A 19,794-nucleotide genomic window follows, 5' to 3' on the forward strand; every position below is an offset into this window, starting at 1 on the left:
CTTTACAACGGGTACAGTTTAATAACTTTCGTTCCTTTATTGGGTTCGCTTTCAATACTTACTTCATATTTATCCCCATAAGACAGCTTAATTCTGTCATTAATATTTGATAAGCCCACCCCTTGTCCACGGGTTTCCACTTCGCCTCTTTTTAATTTTTCTATAAAGGCAGACTCCATTCCGGGCCCATCATCTTCTACAATTAGTTTGATCGTTTCTTGATTTATTACCGAATAAATACTAATTTTACAAGGATCAATCTTTGGCTCTAGTGCATAATGAATGGCGTTTTCGATAATAGGCTGCAACGTTAGCTTCGGAATATAGAACCCATAAATATCTGAATCGACCATCATGTGAAAATCCAATCTTTCTTCAAATCTATATTTCTGAATAATCACATAATTTTTTACGATATTAAGCTCTTCCTCAATGGTGATCAGTGGTTGTTTTAAGCTAATTGAATTACGCAGCAAAAACCCCAGTGATTCTACCATCTTGGAAATTTGTGTCTGGCCATTGCCTTTTGCTAACCAATTGATGGATTCTAACGTATTGTATAAAAAATGAGGATTAATTTGGGCTTGCAGTGCCTTAAACTCTGTTTCTTTAATCGTAAGTTGTTTTGAGTAATTTTCATTAATTAATTCATCGATTTGTTGGATCATTGTCTGGAAATTTTGTTGAAGTTTACCAACCTCGTCCTCTTGCGATATAGCTGTTTTAAGTACTCTCTTTCTTGCTTCCTTAAAATCACCGACTTTTACATATTGCATTCCATCTACAAGATTCTCCAAAGGAATTGTAATGTCCCTGGCAAAGCGTATACCTAAAATTGTTACGCCAACGAACATTAGGATAAATATCATGATTAAGAATGTTTTAACCATATTTATATTCTCAAAGATTTGATTAAAGGGGATAACATTCAAGTAGCCCCAATCAAAGTAGGTGGACTTAATGTGGACAAGGAAATAGTTTTTATTATCAATTTTTTTTATTTGATAGCCTGATTCTATTTTGTGAGAATCTAAGGATGTCGCTGCTTCTTTTAACGGAGGATTTGTTTCTTTCGGGAAAATAGGATTGTTATCTCTAACAATTAAGAATTCACCATCAATTTTTCTTGATCCCTCTAAAATATGCGCGACAAGTTTATCCATATTGATATAAATAATGATTGTTCCTAGATTGTCAAAGCTTAAGTTTCGAAACTGTCTTATTTCTCTTGCTGTAGCAAATATATAATCATTTTTCTCTGGATTTAACCAAACATTACTGCCATTAGCCTTTATTGTCATCTTGGTAATATTTGCTTTTTGATGTTGAGTTAGTTTAACTGTCCTTGGTCCTACGACGTACTCTTCTCCTTTTACATCAACTAAATTAATAGATTGAATATATTCTTCCTTGTTCGCATAGCTTAGCAGTTTATCCAACATGTTCGTACGCAGACGAAATTTATCATATTCGGTACTATCTTCACTAATCGAAGATAAATATTGTTGAATTTGGGAATCGGTCAAAATATTATAGGTCAGTTCCTCTAAATTTTTCAATTCACTCTCAATACTATTAGAGGATGTACTTAAAACTTGTGACGACTTACTATAAATCTGTTCATCGTAAATATGAAAAGCATACGTTAATCCGAAAAAAGTAAAAGAAAATGAAATAACCATAATCCATGACACTAGTAAGAAAAGTTTGTATTTAATTTTTAAATTGTGGTACTGTTTCTTTAGTCTATGAAGTATCTTCTTCATTTAGGGTTATTCTCCAATTGGTTAATTTTAATAATTAAGTACCGATTTTCAGATGTAAGCGTAGTCAATTAAGTAAATTAAAAAAATAATTTTTACTAAACTTGTCCGTATAAAATTAATTAAATTTTAACATTTAACTAATGTTTTTCATAGGAATATTTTATTTGGTACGTACAAGTAAACTATTAATCTCTTGGCAGAACTAAAAAAGCCCTCGAAATTTGAGGACTCATTAGCGTTTATCCATCATCAAGTTTTTGCGGCTTATAACCTATTACTCTAAATAAAATACTTGCTTCAGTTCTAATGAAACAGGGCTATTATCTGGGTTTGTTTCCATAATATCCTTCATATAAGCCCACCATTTTTGACAAATTTCTGTTTGAGCCATCTTATTCCACTTTTCCTCGCTCTCAATCTCAACATATGCAAACAGGTTATTCGTATTATCATCTAGATAAATGGAATAATGATGGGCTCCATGATTTTTTAACTCGGTAACCATTTTTGGCCATAGCTCGTCATGGCGCTTTTTATATTCCTCCTGAAATCCAGGAAACAATTTCATAATAGAAGCTTTTCGAATCATTCATAATTCCTCCTTCATTAATTAAATCTAATCATTTTATAGTCAAATCTGCCTATTTCAAGTTTTCCTGGTTCAATTGCAGTATTAGTCTGCAAGTTAAAAGCATTTTGAGGTATTGTTACTGAACCACCATTACCGTCCATGTTAATAATAAACCAAACTGTGTAACCATCACCCTGCCTGGGAGCAACGATTGTACCCATAGATACATCTGTTCTCAATGTAAGCCTTGCTTCTTGTGAATAGTATTCTACTAGTTGCTGAAGCAGTAAATCTCCTGCGTCTCCTAATGGCAATGACCCAAGCATGACAATTTTTCCTGCTCCAAGCGGATGCTCTGTGATAAAGGCTTTGCCTTTAGAAAGTCCCTCTTCAATTATTCCAACTGCACTTTTGGAATCTGCTTCAAAGACGGAGCTCCATAGTCCTAATGGGGCAGAAATATCAAAAGCACGACCAATGGTTCCTGTATCATCCATCGGGTAGGTGTATAACACTTCTACACCAGCAAGTTTCTCTAGTTCTCCTAATGCTCGGTCCGTATGCACCGTATGATTTTCTGTCCGTCCGCCTGTTAATGGTCCGGCAATCCAAATTCCACCATTTTTTACAAACTGTTTTGCGCGTGCAATGTAGTCAGAAGATAAATATTGAATAAACGGGGTGAACAATAGTTTATAACCGTCTAAACTTGCTCCTTCAGGTATTACATCACGATGAATCCCCATCGATAAAATACGTTTATAAAAATCTGTTATTAATGCACGATGATTTAAATCTCGATGCGGCTCGGTTTTTAAGAATGCCTTGCCCCGATCAGAATAAGTAATCGCCAATTCTGCTTGTGTAGGTTCAGTCGATAATATAATCTGTTCAATTTCTTTTCTTATATCTTCTACTTCTAACACATTCGCATAGCCCACTGTAGGTTTTCCCCATGCACTTAAGACTGATCCATGCGGCAGTTCGCAGCCTGCACGCTGCTGTCTCCACAACCAATAACAAAACGCTTCGGCACCTAATGCATATGCAGCTACTGCTTCCGCTTTTAAATAACCATTTGGATGAGGACTGGCGTAGCTTTCTAATGACGCGGCATAGGATGGACTGGTCTCCATTACCCAGAAATTTTTACCTTTTTTAAAGTTTCTCCACAAATCATTGTTAATTAAATAATTGGCAAAATTATCAATCGTTGCATACGTATCGAACGATGCAAAATCTAAGTTATTGTAAAGTCTTTCATTGTCAACACTAAAAAAGACAGAGCTGTTATGAGTAATAGGTGCACCAGAAAATTTTCTAATGATTTCTGCCTGTTCATCGGAAAACTCAGCAATTTTCTCCATTGAAAAGATTTGGTACATCGTTGTGTAAAAAAGGGACAGGGCCCGGCTGCGGTACCTGTTCAAAGCTATGATAATATTCACTCCAAATCTTAGTACCCCATGCATCATTTAGGTTTTCTATGGTTTCATAACGATTCTTTAACCAAAGATGCCATTGTTCTTTACAGGTATTACACATACATTCGCTAACGTGACATTTAAACTCATTATCGATCTGCCATCCTATTACACCAGGCAGGGATCCTACTGCTTTTGCTAGATTTTCAGTTATGAGCCCTGCTCTTTCTCGAAAATATGGATGATTCGTACAAGCATGCTGCCGGGACCCATGTCCCATCACCTTGCCATCACGATCAACATACATACGATCTGGATGCCCATAGGTGAACCAAATCGGAGGGGTGGGCGTCGGTGTACACATCATTGTTTCAATGCCATTTTCATAAAGTCTTTCGATGATGTTAACAAAAAAGCTCAGCTCAAACTTCCCTTCTTCTAGCTCCATTGTTGACCAAGCAAATTCTCCCATTCTGACAACATTAATGCCTGTTTGTTTCATTAGCCTGATATCTTCTTCAATTACCTTTTCATCCCAAAGCTCTGGATAATAGGCTGCTCCATGATATAATTTTTTGCCCACATTTATCACCTCGTCTTAGTTTTAAGGGTATATATCTACTCTTTAATAAAAGTAACAATCGGTAGCTGTAATTCTTTTATTCCTTCTATTACGAGTTTGCCGACTTCCTCTGCTCCGTGCTCACAAAAGTGAGTGTTATCCTGAATCCCCTCAAGATAATTTGGATATTCATTAGGAGCAAACCACGTGAACAATTGCTTTGACGCTTCGGGACCTAATGTTTGATAAAGCTTATCTGTTTTTTCCCATAAATTGATAAGTTGTACGTCAAGTGTTTCCGCTAACTGAATCATTGCGCTTGGATAGTCTCCGAGAGTATTTACTAATCGGCCCTGCTCATCGAAATTTCTGCGGTGAACAGAAGTAACTAAGATTGGAATTGCACCCTTCTCGCGTGCACCAATTACATATTCAGTCAAGTATGACTGATAGGTTGTAAATGGCTGGGTACCAAATGATTTTTGGTCGTTATGGTCAAATTGAATAAACAGGTAATCGTTTGGCTGGATGAAATCAAGTATGATATCTAAATACCCTTGTTCAATAAAGGTATTGGTACTTGCTCCACCTTTTGCAAAGTTATGAACTTTAATTTTGTCCGTAAAAAAAAGTTGAAATACTTGCCCCCAGCCGGCCATTGGCGCCTCATTCCGCGGACAACTCGCCACAGTGGAGTCTCCCGCCAAAAAAATATGAATAGGTTTGGAAGTTGAATTACTTATCACGTCTATTCCACCTTATCGAAAAATTTTCCTTCAAGCCTTTTTGCTAATTCATCATCCGATAATGGATTTCGATGGGTATTTTCTAGATAAATGTGTTTTTCTGTTTCTGGCATTAAATATTCCTTGTACCATAAAAAGAATTCCGGGCTATCGCCATGCATTCGGACAAATTTTCGAGCTGTGTCTAGAGAATAAATAGTACTTTCTATGTTGGTTAACCAATCAGCACGATAAAAGTTCTCCCACTTCCCATGCCCAGCACGCTTTAATGCAAGCTGACCGTTCTTATAAGCGCTAATTGACTGGTATAACTGAACAAATGCAAGTGGATATTCCTCTTTACTATAAGAAAGATAGGCGTTGCATAACGCTATAAATCCCTTACAACCTGAAACATGTAATTCGACGTGTATAATAAACTGGTCATAGAAACGAATCCGATCTTGTTCTAACAACTGATTCGATAATTCATAACATTGTTCTAACAACTGCTCCCAACCATGGACTGCTGTTTCACACTTTTCTTTAAACCAACAAACTTGTTCTGAAAAAGGAACCTCACCTGTGGCCCAGAACAGCTTTGGTTCATGCGTATTTGTTTTTCCTTGCAGCCAGTGCCCAATGATTCGTCTGACCGGATGGTGATAAAATTCTTCACCTGCTCTGTCATCAGCATGGGGACCATACTTAATCGTCTTTTCGAAATAGCTTTTGTAAAGCTGCGAAATATCTTTCGTTTTCGATGTATATAGGCGGCTAATAAACACCTGTAAATGTTCTTCTACCTCTACCTTACCATTACTCCATAATTCCCTGACCATATCTAATGGATAAAGATGGGGACGAATATTACCGCTGTTTAGCAGTAAATATGAAAAAGTACCGGCTTCAAATGCCTTTTCTACTTCCTCCTTTAACAGTTCTGGAGGACATGGAGACATGGTCAAGTGATTAGACGCCTGCAGGTCATGGAACGTAATATGATAGTAAATTCCATGCTCTCCGGAATCATCAGGAGTTGGCAAAGCAGGGATTCGGTAGTTTTCATTCCCTTGTCTCCGGGACACCATTCTACCATAGCCATTATCTGCCCAAATCTTAATGATTCCATCAGGTACATCGATATGACCCGCTTTGTATAATTCAGCAATTTCTCCATATAGAGCCATGGAACAAACAGGCTGTTCTACTGATTGGCATACCATTTCATATTGCCGTCTGACCACTTGAGAAATCATCCTGCCTCGTTTTTTAGGAGTATCAAATTCTGGATCATACAACCAAAAAGGCGCATCCCCTTGCCCACTGAATGATAACACCCAGACAATTTTGCCATTTTTCTGCTTCTTAATGGCTTCTTCCCATAGTGACTCAAATAACTCTGGATGTTCCTTATAGCTTGGTTTTTTACCAGGAAATGCCCTTAAGAACATTTCAGCACCAAGAGGTTCAGCGTGATGATGGGTCACCCACAAACCCATTTCAGAGGCTAAATCTGCATGAATCCCATGTCTTGGGAGATCCGTGCCTGGGATGACCATATTACCCCCGCATCGTAATAATGCTTCAAAGACGGGATGCCATACCTCTTTCGTTGGAGGGTATTCTTCCTTCCACCCGATGAGACAAACTTCATCATTCACAAACCAGCCACGGTATTTTACTTTCTTTTCCCAGGAATCAAATTTAACCGTTGGAATATGTATGTTCGTTTTTGGTTTAACAGGAATATCCGCCCAAAACCAAAAAGGGTCTACTTCTAAATATTGGTGACTGTAATGCAGCAAACCATAGATGATTCCTAAATCGTCATAACCGATAATATGCAATGACCATTTTCCGTCATTTTCCTCAAAACGAAAGCTAAAAGCTTCTGGTTTAGCAGGACATTCTTCTGCCGTTACCGCATATCTAATCACAATATCGGTTTTTCCAAGGGTTTTAACTATTGGGGGTCTTCCAAATACCTTATGATGATCTCTGCTAATCATATCTACTGCATGCTTGACTGGAGTTGATATTTTTTCTGGTACTGAAAAGATTGAATGAGCATCTATCACCACATATGAAGGCTTCACTTTTACTCCTCCTTTTTAAAACCTTACCCTAGCAGACAAAGAATCTATTGATTCAAAAGAACCTGTGGAAGCTTACAACATTCCACAGGTTTATAGATTTACAATTTTTTATTTTCTCTTTTTAAAAGTAGTGATAAGAAGGCTAGAACTAGCCCTTGTCCCCATCCTTGTACTCGTTTATAAGGAACTTCTTTGTAACCGTTGGCATCATACATGACAGCCGTACCTGCAGATACACCCATCACGGAACCATCTTCTCTTATTTGACCAAGGATTCCTTCAATCGATCGCTGGATATATTTGTTATACAATTTCCCACTTGTTAACAAGGCAGCGGCGATTCCGGCTGAACCCGAGGTTTCAAGATAAGAAGTAGGGTCGTCAACAATCGTATGCCAAAGACCAGTGTCTGATTGTAAGCGAATTAAAGCACTTAACTGATCACGTAACGACCCTTGAATAATCATAAAAGACGGATGCTGAACCTCAATCAGTTCAAGTGCCCGCGCCATGGTGTACGCTGCCCAGCTGTTTCCTCTAGCCCAAAAAATTCCTGACATATGGTTTTGTCCGAGATTATCCCAGCCATGGTAATAAAGGTTTGTCATGTCATCCTGGAGAAACTCTTCATGACCATGGTATTGCTTCAATCCAAAGTTGAAATAATCTTCTCTCTCCAACATATTGCCTATTCTCAACAGAAAATATCCAGCCATAAACATGGTGTCGACCCATGCTTGTTCCGGAAATTGATATTTGCTTCCATTGACAGTATGCTGCAGGACACCATCTGCAAAGCGCTCGGCATCGTTAAGTAAGTAGTCTGCCATTTGAATCGCAAATTCAATATACTTTTCTTCATTTGTTGCTTTGTACAAAGTTAAAAGGGTATGACCAATGGAAGAAGCATTTACGGTTAACCTTGGAAGCCCATCTTCTAATTCTGCGTCTACCCAATCTTTAATATATTGAAGATACCTTATTTCACCGGTTGCTTCATATGCTTCGGCTACACCAAAAAAGGCCACTCCTCCTGGCCAATCCCAATTGAAATCCATATTGAAGGTCCTTTCGACAACACGGTCAATTGCCTGACAAACCTTGTTTTCCTCAAGTACTAATTGTGGCATCCTTATCCTCCTTTGTATGGTCAATGCTATCTTGTTAAAGAAAGGTCTACGCTACTTTCCAATAAATCACTGATCTTAATTGGTTTATTTTCTTTAACGGAACGCCAAACACCTTCACCAACAGCGATTGAGTATGCGCCTGCTTCTGCACCTGCTAAAATTGGGTAAGGGCGAGCCTGATCTACCCCTAAGAAGAGATCTTCCAACAATACAGGATCTCCCCCACCGTGTCCGCCTCCTGTTTGGAGAACATGAATTGTCTCTTTTGCCCCGCCAAATAGCGGATAGAACTCAATCGTTTGTTCCGGAATGGAAAATGGAATCCGGCTTGGTTCATGGAATTCAGTTGTTTCAATTCTTCCTTTGGTACCGTTAATCGCTAAACGGTACCCTTCATAAGGAAGCGAGAAATTTACGGAATAGCTTAAGAATGAACCTTTATCATACTTAACAGTGGCAACATACGTATCTTCGATTTCAATTTCATGGTCAAAGATACAGGAATCGGGACGATAATCGGTATAGTTATGTGCCGATTTTTCGATGCTATCAGCTTTAATATGGTCATCTTTAATTTTTATATTGTTTCGGCGATTGGACCAGCGCATATAGTATTGACACAAGTGTTTTTCTTCGCATGTACTACAGTAACGGTTGTCCGTTTTGCTTGGATTAAATTCTCCATCTTTCCCAAAGTAATTTAATGCACCATATGCAAACACTTCTTCTGGTTTCTGATCTAGCCACCAATTCACTAAGTCAAAATGGTGGGTCGATTTATGAATCGATAACCCGCCTGAAAAATTCCGATTACGGTTCCATCTTTTGAAGTAGCTGGCGCCATGATAGGTATCAATATACCAATTTAAGTCAACAGAAGTTACTCTGCCTATTTTTCCTTCTAGAATTAGTTCTTTTATTTTTCGGTGAAACGGGTTGTAACGATAGTTAAACGCAACGATTACTTTTCCATTACTCATCTTTTCCGCTTCTACTACTCTTCTTGCATCCTCTGCTTTCGTGACCATTGGCTTTTCTGTAATAACAGTCAAGTTATTCTCTAAGCCTTGTAATATATAATGAATATGGGTATCATCTCTGCTGGTTACAATCACGGTGTCTGGATTTGTTTCTTCTATCATTTGTTGGAATTGATCTGGATGATAAGAGGGAACCGTTTTTAATTCTGCAAAACTATTCTTGCAAATCTCGATTCTTCGTGGATCACTGTCTAGTACTCCTACAATTTGGTTATTTGAACCAAACTGATGAAGGATTGAATTAATAAACATTCCTAATGCTCTATTACTTAATCCACAAACGACAACTTTATTCATTGTTCTTCCCCCCTATTAATTAAGAAGATAATGTTAAAAAACTCCCATTACAGTTCACCATCACTTTAATGGGCAGCTTTTTATCTATTCATTTCGTTCTTAGGAACTTAACCATCCACCATCAACTGCTAGAATATGTCCATTTACATAGTTAGCAGCATCTGAAGATAAGAAAATAACAGCTCCCTTTAAATCCTCTGGAGTTCCCCAGCGTCCTTGAGGAATTCTTGCTGTAATAGAGGCATTTCGGTCTGCATTTTCTCTGATAGGTGCAGTATTATCTGTTGCAAAATACCCTGGTGCAATGGCGTTAATATTAACCCCCTTGCCTGCCCATTCATTCGCAAACGATTTGGTTAGGCCGGCTACGGCATGCTTACTAGCAGTATAAGCCGGAACTCTTACCCCGCCTTGAAATGAGAGCATGGATGCAATGTTAATGATTTTGCCAGAACCTTTTTCAATCATATGTTTGCCCGCTTGGCGGCAGATTTGAAAAACGGCATTTTGATTCACATTTATCACATCCAGCCAGTCCTCATCTGAATAGTTTTCTGCTTCGGCCCTTCGAATAATTCCTGCATTGTTTACTAAAATATCGATACGATCTGTTATAGACAAGGCATCTGCGACCAATTGAGTTGCAGCACCTTGTTTTGATAAATCTACTTTTAATGCATGAAAAATTCCACCGATTGATTCTATTTGGTTTCGGGTAGCTGACATATCACTCATGCCTGCACCGATTACAACAGCCCCTGCCTCGGCTAACCCCACTGCCATGCCTTGCCCGAGACCACGGCTAGCCCCGGTAATTAAAGCAACCTTTCCTTCTAATGAAAAAAGTGATGTCAAGACTTTCTCCCCTTCCCTGCTAATCTTATTTTTTAATGAATGTGTTAAACTTGTCGTTGAGGAAAGCGATACTTTCGTCAATATAGGGTTCTTTTGTTTCTTCTAATAAGATATTGATAAATGGTTTCTTCTTATTAATCATATTTAAAATGAAATCATAGTTTAAAAGTCCCTTACCCACCGCAGTAGGTATTAACTGGTTATCTTCGACGATAAAATCCTTCGCATGTAGAACTACTACCCTGTCACCCAATAACTCCATTGCTTCCTGTAAAATCTCTTCTTGATTTTTGTACGTATCCATCGTTAGGAGATTTACTGGATCTAGAATCACTTGAAGATTATTAGAATCGATGGTATCTAACAATCTTCTCATTACCTTTGGAGAATAGACAGGGTGGTTCACCCCTGGTTCGATTCCAACAATAACACCAAACCTTTCTGCTTCTTGTACGAGCTCCCGGACACTTTCAATTACTTCTAAAAAAGGTTCTTCTTTGAAGTTTTCTTCGGTATAGTAGATTTCAGCGTTTACATTACCTGTTTCGGTTGCAACAATGCTGCAGCCAAAATCCCTTGCATAACGGATATGCTCTTTGAATCGCTCTATTCCTTTTCTTCTTTCAACTTGGTCCGGATGAATCATATTGAAATAGCATCCTAACACAGCAATTTGAATATGATGTTTCGAGAATTCTTTGCCAATATAGCTGGCTAAACCTGGACTTAAACTACCTAATTCGGTATTAATAGTTCCTATTGATTTACTTAAGGCTAACTGGACAGATGTGAGCCCTTTACTAGCAATTTCTTCCACTAATTCTTCTAATGGACGGTTTTCAATATCATGGGCTCTTATGCCAATATTCAAATGGATCACCTCACCTATCTATTTTAAACTAGGTATTGTATTATCGTAATTCTTCCATTTTTACATGGTCCATATCTGTATAAGTAATATTTTCACCGCACATTCCCCAGATAAAAGTATAATTACTTGTGGCTGTTCCTGTATGGATTGACCAACTTGGTGAAATAGCAGCCTGCTCATTTTTCATGATCAAATGCCTAGTTTCGTCTGGTTTCCCCATAAAATGGAATACACGAGTTTCTGGCTCCATATCAAAGTATAGGTATACTTCCATCCTCCGTTCATGGGTATGACAAGGCATGGTATTCCAAACACTCCCAGGCGAAAGCATCGTTAGCCCCATTTGCAGCTGACAGCTTTCACAGACATTCGGGTGGACATATTGATAGATTTTACGTTCATTCAGTGTTCCTGGGGCACCTGCTTCTAAAGGTGTAATTTCGTTTATGTCGATTTTTACGGTCGGATATTTATGATGTGCAGGGGTTGAGTTAATATAAAATTTCGCAGGATTGTTAGGGTCAACCGAACGGAATAACACCTCTTTGATTCCTTTACCAACATATAATCCGTCTCTACGCTGCATATTGTATTCCTCACCGTCAAGGATGACAAAACCATCTCCACCAATGTTAATAATCCCCATTTCACGACGTTCTAAGAAGTAATTAACTCCAAGCTCTTTATCGAGTTTAATCGTTAGTTCCTTATCAGTGGGTGTAACCCCGCCAAAAATCATTCGGTCAACATGAGTGTAAGTTAGATGTACCTGACCTTCTTCAAAAAGTGATTCTACTAAAAATTCTCTTCTTAATTCTTCGGTAGTATACTTTTTCATATCCTCTGGATGATGTGCATATCGAGTTTCCATTGAGCATTCTCCTTTTCCATTGTTTTCTATCATGTTTAACGATTTATTATTCCTGAACCATTTTCTACTACTCGAAAAATCTCATCTGCTGTAAATGCATTACAATCACCATAAACGGTATGCTTTAATGCTGATGCTGCTGTAGCAAAAGCAATTGTTCGCTGTGGTGCGAGGTTTTCTAGTATTCCATATAAAACCCCGGCGGCAAATGCATCCCCTCCGCCCACACGATCTACTATAGAATCAATATGATGTATTTTCGATTGGTATAGCTCGTTGTTTGTATAGAAGTTCCCTTGCAGCTTATTTGCCGATGCCGACAGGACATCTCGGTAGGTTGAACTTATAAATTGGAAGTTTGGATACATTTCTTGTATTTTTTTATAAAAATAGATTAGTCTGTCTTCACGTTGAAGAGTTTCGTCTGCAGGCTCAATCCCTAGTAGATGAATAGCGTCTAGTTCTCCACAAAAGCATATGTCTATATATGGAAGCAGTGGCTTTATAGCGTCTGATGCTTCCTGTTGACTCCATAAGGATGAGCGATAATTAAAGTCAAAGCTCGTTTTTACACCTGCGATCTTAGCACTTTTTAAAGCTGCCAGCACAATCTCTCTTAGATTTGCTGAAAGAGCAAGAGTGATTCCTGTTATGTGGAAAAGTTCAGCCTCATGAAATATTTCATCAATGTTTAGCTCATCGATTGAAAGCTTTGAAAAACTCGAATATTTCCGGTCATATGTTACTTGTGCACTTCTTTCACCGACACCAGATTCGAGGTAATAGGTTCCTAGTCGTTCCCCGCCTTTTACTAACAAATCTGTATGAACAGAATGGGATTTTAAGTGTCTTTCAACTGCTTTCCCCATCGGGTTATTGGGAACTTTACTTACGAAATATACATCGTATCCAAATTGAGACAGTGATACTCCTACATTTGCTTCCGCACCACCATAGGTCATGGTAAGCTGATTTGATTGATAGAGTCTCTCGCCCGTCAAAGTGGATAAACGCAGCATGATTTCACCGAATGTGACGATTTTTTTCATCTTGATGCCTCTCTTGCCTCGTTTACTCGATTCACATATTGCCTTGCCATTTCAGTAATTTTATCAAAATCACCTGTTTTTGCCGGGGCAACTAAATTACCACCAACACCAACAGCGACACAACCATTTTTAATCCAGTCTGCTGTATTTTCTAAGCTTACACCGCCAGTAGGCATAATGTTTACTTGTGGAAGAGGTGCTTTAACTGCTTTAATAAAGTCTGGCCCAAACTCACTGCCTGGGAAAAGCTTAATAATGTCCACACCAAGCTCAAGTGCATGTTTCATTTCTGTTATTGTCATACATCCTGGCATGTAAGGGACTTGATATAAATTACAAAGCTTTGCCGTTTCTTCATCAAAGCATGGACTTACAATAAATTGTGCTCCTGCTAAAATTGCAATACGTGCAGTTGCTACATCAAGAATTGTTCCCGCTCCAATTACAATTTCTCCATCTTTCCCATAAATAGCTGTGAGTTCTTTAATCACTTCATCAGCACCTTGTACGGTAAAGGTTACTTCAATACCAGCAATGCCGCCTATTACACATGCTTCAGAGATTTGGATTGCTTTTTCTTTTGAATCAGCTCTGACAACAGCCACAACTCCACAATCTGAAATTCTTGTTAATACATTTAGTTTTTTCATCTATTTAGCCCTCATTCTCTTATATTCTGTGATATAAGTACTCTACTAATGAAAGAATTGCCATTGATTGTCCATATGGCATAGCAGTAACAGGAATTTCTTTATAAAACTCTTGTGTTTCACCCATCGCGGTACCAGCAGATACGTTTTGTAATTCTCCGTTTACATTAATATTTTCAATCACCGCTCTAATTGCCATTAATCCCATATCCATATATTTCTTATCAACATAGCGTTTACGGACAGATCTTAATGTTCCAAAAGCAAATCCGGCTGTACAAGAGGCTTCCAAATAGGAGGCAGGGTCTTGCAAGAGAGTGTGCCATAAACCGTTTTCATTTTGGCATAACTGTAATGCTTCTAGTTGTCTATCTAATGTATCGATTAACACCTGACGAACCGGATCCTTTTCAGGTAGTTCTACTAAATCCAAGAACTCAGGAATCGCAATGGTTACCCATGAATTCCCACGCCCCCATAATGCTTTAGCAAAGTTATGGTTTCCTTCAAACGTCCAGCCATGGAACCATAATCCCGTTTTCTTATCAAATAAATATTTAATATGTATTAAGAACTGTTTCTTGGCTTCTTCAACATATTCTGGTTTATTTAACAATAAACCAATTTTTGTTAAAGGCAGAACGCTCATCATCAAGGTGTCATCCCATAATTGCTGATAATTCTCATTACCAAACACAATATGCTGAAAACCGCCATCCTTTGTTCGTGGCATATCATGATACAACCAGTCACCCCATGTTTCTAAATATGGAAGGTAGGTAGGATTGCCTGTTTCTTCATACAAATATGCAAGCGTTAACATTTGTACCATCGTGTTAACATTTTTTTCTACTGGAGGTTCTTTAAATTGATCTTCAAACCATTTAACGATGATTGATAAAACTTCTTCATTTTTCGTTAATTTATAATATTTCATCATTCCATACAGACCGACTCCTGCTGTCCATTCCCAATAGTTAAAGCTTTTGTTATCAATTTTTCTTCCATCTGCAAGTGGAATTGCATACTTACCATCCGGATCATTTAAATTAACTAGATTTTCAATAAGCAATTCAATTTTCTTCTCAATTTCGAATTTATGCAATTTAACTACCTCCTCTTAATTGAATCGTAATCAAAGGGATATAAGGTAAACATCTGAATTTATGATAGTGCTTTCACTCTTTATTATATTTAAACTTTTTTTAAATAAAATTTAAAATTCAGTTATCTTTTATTAAAAAACAGTGTTTCCTAATGCAAGTTAATAGAGAAAAAACTCCTTCGGTTCTTTTAGACCGTGATAATAGACTTAAATAGCCATTTTTGATAAAAGAGTACACTGTATTTTCATCATTAATATCTGAATTTTAAATTTAGTATTTAGAATAATTGAAATATAATAAAAAGTGCTTTTAACATCCTTGATTCTAGCTGAATGGGTAGCCACATTAGTCATGAGCGCTCGTTAAGAGAGGTGATCATATAATTTTTTGTAAGCGCAATCATAGCTATTGTTTGTTCCCGACTATTGGAAAATTAATTTTTAAGGAGGGTAATTAAAGTTGAAAAAACATTCAATTACAAAAAAGGTTCTAGCCACTGCTGTTGCCTTACCCCTGTTGTTATCAAATTTTTCAGGTGTTTCAGCAGAAACGATCAAGCAAACTACAAAACAAGGCCAAGGAATCCAATTAGAATATCTTGATCGTGGTTTAGTTGCTATTCCCACATCTCAGGGTGTATTTATGAGTTGGAGATTGTTAGGGAATGAAGTGAAGGGGTACTCCGAAACGGGATTGACCGGTGTAAATTTCAATGTGTATCGGGATGGTAAAAAGATCGCGACGATCAATGACAGTACCAACTTTGTTGATAAAGAAGGGAACGCTGCTTCTAAGTATTATGTAAGTTCTATCCTAGATGGAAAAGAATTAGATCAAAGTTCTTCCGTTACGGCATGGGGAAAAGCCTATTATGATTTGCCCCTAAATAAACCGGCCGATGGTGTCACCCCAGCAGGTGAAAGTTATACTTATTCGGCTAATGATATGAGCGTTGGGGATGTTGACGGTGACGGACAATATGAATTCTTTGTCAAATGGTATCCTTCCAATGCAAAGGATGTGTCACAGGTTGGCTATACCGGCAATACTTATATTGATTGCTACAGGTTTGATGGAACACTTCTTTATCGAATTGACTTAGGTGTTAATATTCGGTCAGGTGCACATTATACACAATTCTTAGTATATGATTTTGATGGCGACGGAAAGTCTGAAATTATGTTTAAAACGGCTCCTGGTACAAAGGTTATCAAATTTGATAAAGAAGGAAAGGTAACTTCCGAGAAGTTTATTAAAATGTCTAAAAAAGACATTGCTGCTGGGTATAGCAATAATGATGATTACCGATTGAGCAGCAAAGATTATTATAATCATGTCGTTAATATGTTTATGGACTGGGATAAGCATGAAGAAGTAGTAAAGGGTAACTGGCCAAAAACACTTGAAGAATGTTTTGGAATTGAAAAGAAATATAACTATCCGCTATCTAAAGAGGATGCTGAAAGTTTAGCGGATTATTTCATGGATGTATATGCACCAAGCAGAAGCGCCCGGAACAATTTAAGAGCATTTGAAGGCTTTATTGTTGATGGACCTGAGTATTTATCAGTCTTCAATGGAGAAACTGGTGATGAAATGGATACGATTGACTATAAACCGGGACGCCATGATGATGGTCTGATGTGGGGCGACTATGCGATGGCCAGAATTGAACCAGGTAACCGTGTAGACCGTTTCCTTTCAAGTGTAGCTTACCTGGATGGCGAGAAGCCATATGCAGTATTTGGCCGAGGGTATTATACAAGAACCAATTTGGTTACATATAGCTGGGATGGTAAAAAGATAAAGGAAAACTGGGCAGTCGACAGCGGATGGACTCCGATGAGTAATCCATTTAACGATGGCCCGCACGGTAAAGATGGCACAGATCCAGTATACGGTTCAATCACAACCCAAGGGGCTCACTCATTAAGTGCAGCAGACGTTGATGGTGATGGAAAACAAGAGATTGTCTATGGCGGGGCAACCATTGATCATGACGGTTCCTTGTTGTACAGCTCAATGGATACCATGCCAGCAGAAAGTGCAGCACCGGGTACCACTGCTAGAGTTGGGCATGGGGACGCTCTTCATGTAACAGATATTGATCCAAATCGACCTGGAATGGAAATCTTTATGGTTCATGAGGGTGCAGCGTCGGCTCCATTTGGATATGCACTTCGTGACGCGAAAACAGGAAAAACAATTTATGGCGGCTATACAGGAAAGGATACAGGACGAGGTATGGTTGGTGATGTTGATCCTTCACACCCTGGTTTAGAAACCTGGGCAGTCGGATTATGGACTGCAGATGGTAAGCAAATTAATACTAAAGCGCCTGGTACGAACATGAACATTAAGTGGTCCGCAGATATGACGACACAAATCGTCAATGGTGCAGAAAATAATACACCTACTATTGACGATTGGCAGAAAGGCAAGGTTCTTACTGCTTCAGATACACGAACAAATAATGGAACAAAGGGTAACCCAAGTTTAGTTGCTGATATTTTTGGCGACTGGCGCGAAGAGCTGTTGGTAAGGACCACTGATAGTTCTGCGATGCGAATTTATTTGAGCACAGAGGTTACAAACCATAAATTATATACGTTAATGCACGATCCTCAGTACCGGGCAGAAGTAGCAAGACAGAGTACCGCTTATAATCAGCCTTCTTATACAAGCTTTTACTTCGGAAGTGATACTGATTGGGCAAAGGTTCCGGTCCCTGAATTCATTATGCCTAGTGTTCTATCTGCATTAAAACAAGATGGCAGAACTTAGAAAAAATAAAGAGTTAACTGATCCGCTATTCAGTCAGTTAGACAACTCGCTTAAACAAGTAAAACACCACTTGGAAAAAGAATCTGTCCAAAAAGCATTAGAATTTATGGAGAAATTCATGGCAGAGATTAATAAGAAGAACAATGAAACCTACCTATCTTCTGAAGGTAAACTCAACTTGACCCATAACGCCCAATTATTCATGAATATGCTAGAAAAAGAGTAACGATTAGATTCCTAGATTTACAAAAGACTCGCAGCCTTTTGGCTGAGAGTCTGCCCCCCGCTCTCCGTATATAAAAAATACAGACGCCTGAATTGAATTCAGACGTCTGCTAAATTAAAGAGTTTACCTTTATTTTTAGACATTATAGTTGTTTAGAAGTTCGTAAACTTCTGTATCTAATTTCTTGGCAAGTTCGGGATTATACGTCTTTTCATATTTCGGTTCAACCGTCACCTTGCCGCCGTAAAACATAACATTCTCCACTTCTTCAATATCAATAGTTACCACACACAGCTTCATGGTCCTTTCGATTACTTCAGAAACGCGAGCGTTGCCACGCACTGAATAGCAGCTTCCCCCTCCAATCAATCTGACGACCACATTGGGATTTCTCTGGATATTTTTAATACTTGATGCTTTATGACCAAGGGCGACCTTTATTTGTGTGCCGTCCGGGTTCGCATATACCCATGAAACAACGCTCAATTGCGGAAGCTTTGTTTCCTCATCAACCCTGGGCCCAGCCTTTAGGATATAATGCCTGCATATCTGGCCCGCCAATCAGCTCATATTTTTTCATAAGGTCATCTACAGAAGCTACTCTGCCTGCTGTAAGTGCACTGAAAAAGCTGTCAGTACCATTCGGTCCGCCTTCTGGTGCTGCGCCATTATCACCTAAAAGAACAATCATGGTATTTTCGTATTGTCCCGTTTCCTTCAAATAACTGACCAGCTTGCCGACTTCTTCATCGGCCTGTGTAATGTATCCAGCATATGCCTGCATAAATCGTGTATAAAGCTTCTTTTGATCTCCTGTAAAACTATCCCATTTCCCCACTGTTGGATCCGAAGGTGCAAGCGTGGGGAAATGGGATAATGCCAAATTTCTTTTGACGCTCAAAGCGCTCCTGGCGGATGGCATCCCAGCCTTTATCATAGACCCCTTCGTACATATCAATATATTTTTCAGGCACCTGTATTGGAGAATAACCCGCGCTGAAGTCATAATTCAAAAAGAATCGAAACCTGATCCGTAATATATTGCTTAGCATGTGCTAGCACATCATCAGCTAAGCTATATCCTTCAGTCTTTGGTGCTTCAATCAGTTCATTTCCGTTTACCAGCTGTGGTTTGAACTGGCCTGTTTCGCCATCCATATAGCCATAATATCTATCGAACCCTTTAGACAGCGGCCAGTAATCGAATGGTCCTGCAGGTGTTACTGTATGGATAGGAGCAATGTGCCACTTTCCGACACCAAATGTGCTAAAGCTATTTTCTTTTAATATCTTGGTTACTGTTCCCGCAGCAGGAGTGACACCTCCCTGGAGGTTAGGCCGGTCGGGGCCCAATGATACATTTGCTACAAGTCCCATTCCGACAGAATTATTTTCTCTGCCGTTCAGGAGCGAGGCTCGTGTTGGTGAACATAGTGCAGTGGCGTTAAAGTTATTGTAGCGGAGTCCGTCTGCAGCCAGCTTGTCTATATTAGGTGTTTTTATTTCCGACCCGTAGGTGCCGAGGTCGGAGAAACCGATATCATCCAGAACAATATAGACAATATTTGGTTTTTTGTCGCCATTTGCGTATTGGGTTGGGTTTTTTAGAACTTTTTTCGTATTTTCTTTTGGTTTTTCGCTTGTTTTTGCGAATGAAATATTTGAACTGCATGCTGTCATAGTGGCCGTGAGGGTGAGCATTGAGCCAAGGGCGAGAGCCTTCATTATAGGCTTGGTACTAGTATAGTTGTTTACCAATTTTTCATTT

17 protein-coding genes and 1 pseudogene are annotated in these 19,794 nt (G+C 38.7%); 2 read left to right on the top strand and 16 right to left on the bottom strand.

All coding sequences use genetic code 11. The annotated features are described in order from the left end of the window. Positions 1–2 precede the first annotated feature (2 nt). The 13 genes and pseudogenes from J7E77_RS11310 to bglB all read right to left on the bottom strand — a co-directional run bounded on the left by J7E77_RS11310 (position 3) and on the right by bglB (position 15,015). Positions 3–1,766 (bottom strand): cache domain-containing sensor histidine kinase, encoded by a 1,764-nt coding sequence (locus J7E77_RS11310; RefSeq protein ID WP_214714374.1) that lies wholly within the window; start codon positions 1,764–1,766, stop codon positions 3–5. A 274-nt stretch (positions 1,767–2,040) separates the two neighbouring features. Next, on the bottom strand, positions 2,041–2,355 hold the full coding sequence (gene rhaM / locus J7E77_RS11315) for an L-rhamnose mutarotase (protein ID WP_214714376.1): 315 nt from the start codon (positions 2,353–2,355) through the stop codon (positions 2,041–2,043). Between the two features lie 17 nt (positions 2,356–2,372). Further along, positions 2,373–4,344, bottom strand: a pseudogene (locus J7E77_RS11320) (beta-galactosidase). A gap of 35 nt (positions 4,345–4,379) precedes the next feature. Continuing rightward, a complete protein-coding gene (locus tag J7E77_RS11325; protein WP_214714625.1) occupies positions 4,380–5,066 on the bottom strand; it encodes a rhamnogalacturonan acetylesterase in 687 nt (228 codons plus the stop codon). A 5-nt stretch (positions 5,067–5,071) separates the two neighbouring features. Next, entirely contained in the window at positions 5,072–7,147 is a 2,076-nt protein-coding gene (locus tag J7E77_RS11330; RefSeq protein WP_308160538.1) for a glycosyl hydrolase 115 family protein, read from the bottom strand. A 98-nt stretch (positions 7,148–7,245) separates the two neighbouring features. After that, positions 7,246–8,277 carry a glycoside hydrolase family 88/105 protein gene (locus J7E77_RS11335; RefSeq protein WP_214714378.1) on the bottom strand — a complete coding sequence of 344 codons (1,032 nt, stop codon included), beginning with the start codon at positions 8,275–8,277 and terminating at the stop codon, positions 7,246–7,248. A gap of 26 nt (positions 8,278–8,303) precedes the next feature. Then, the gene (locus tag J7E77_RS11340) at positions 8,304–9,614 is read right to left on the bottom strand and encodes a Gfo/Idh/MocA family protein (RefSeq protein WP_214714380.1); all 1,311 of its coding nucleotides are present in this window, start codon (positions 9,612–9,614) and stop codon (positions 8,304–8,306) included. Between the two features lie 99 nt (positions 9,615–9,713). Next, positions 9,714–10,469: a 2-dehydro-3-deoxy-D-gluconate 5-dehydrogenase KduD gene (kduD, locus tag J7E77_RS11345; protein WP_214714382.1), complete on the bottom strand. Its 756-nt coding sequence runs from the start codon at positions 10,467–10,469 to the stop codon at positions 9,714–9,716. 25 nt (positions 10,470–10,494) lie between these two features. Next, complete coding sequence (locus J7E77_RS11350; protein WP_214714629.1) at positions 10,495–11,346, bottom strand: sugar phosphate isomerase/epimerase family protein; 852 nt, start codon at positions 11,344–11,346, stop codon at positions 10,495–10,497. A gap of 34 nt (positions 11,347–11,380) precedes the next feature. Beyond that, positions 11,381–12,211 (bottom strand): 5-dehydro-4-deoxy-D-glucuronate isomerase, encoded by an 831-nt coding sequence (gene kduI, locus J7E77_RS11355; protein WP_214714384.1) that lies wholly within the window; start codon positions 12,209–12,211, stop codon positions 11,381–11,383. Positions 12,212–12,246: 35 nt separating this feature from the next. Then, the gene (locus tag J7E77_RS11360; protein WP_214714386.1) at positions 12,247–13,260 is read right to left on the bottom strand and encodes a sugar kinase; all 1,014 of its coding nucleotides are present in this window, start codon (positions 13,258–13,260) and stop codon (positions 12,247–12,249) included. Further along, positions 13,257–13,910, bottom strand: coding sequence for a bifunctional 4-hydroxy-2-oxoglutarate aldolase/2-dehydro-3-deoxy-phosphogluconate aldolase (locus J7E77_RS11365; protein WP_214714388.1), 654 nt, complete (start codon positions 13,908–13,910; stop codon positions 13,257–13,259). Before J7E77_RS11365 ends, J7E77_RS11360 begins: the two co-directional genes overlap by 4 nt. A gap of 19 nt (positions 13,911–13,929) precedes the next feature. Next, entirely contained in the window at positions 13,930–15,015 is a 1,086-nt protein-coding gene (gene bglB, locus J7E77_RS11370) for a beta-galactosidase BglB (RefSeq protein ID WP_214714390.1), read from the bottom strand. 460 nt (positions 15,016–15,475) lie between these two features. Between bglB and J7E77_RS11375 the strand changes: the two genes are divergently transcribed. Both J7E77_RS11375 and J7E77_RS11380 read left to right on the top strand, forming a co-directional pair. Then, positions 15,476–17,800, top strand: coding sequence for a rhamnogalacturonan lyase (locus tag J7E77_RS11375; RefSeq protein ID WP_214714392.1), 2,325 nt, complete (start codon positions 15,476–15,478; stop codon positions 17,798–17,800). After that, positions 17,787–18,026, top strand: a complete 240-nt coding sequence (locus J7E77_RS11380) for an FIMAH domain-containing protein (protein ID WP_214714394.1) — start codon at positions 17,787–17,789, stop codon at positions 18,024–18,026. Before J7E77_RS11375 ends, J7E77_RS11380 begins: the two co-directional genes overlap by 14 nt. Positions 18,027–18,161: 135 nt before the next feature. Here the strand turns inward: J7E77_RS11380 and J7E77_RS11385 are convergent, their stop codons facing one another. From J7E77_RS11385 to J7E77_RS11395, 3 genes are all read right to left on the bottom strand, one after another. Then, the gene (locus tag J7E77_RS11385) at positions 18,162–18,512 is read right to left on the bottom strand and encodes a PNPOx family protein (RefSeq protein WP_251026586.1); all 351 of its coding nucleotides are present in this window, start codon (positions 18,510–18,512) and stop codon (positions 18,162–18,164) included. A gap of 22 nt (positions 18,513–18,534) precedes the next feature. Continuing rightward, a complete protein-coding gene (locus J7E77_RS11390; RefSeq protein WP_214714398.1) occupies positions 18,535–18,927 on the bottom strand; it encodes a sulfatase-like hydrolase/transferase in 393 nt (130 codons plus the stop codon). Positions 18,928–19,028: 101 nt separating this feature from the next. Continuing rightward, a complete protein-coding gene (locus tag J7E77_RS11395) occupies positions 19,029–19,784 on the bottom strand; it encodes a sulfatase-like hydrolase/transferase (protein WP_214714400.1) in 756 nt (251 codons plus the stop codon). Between the last annotated feature and the right edge of the window lie 10 nt (positions 19,785–19,794).

It is taken from the genome of Bacillus sp. ISL-77, assembly GCF_018613105.1.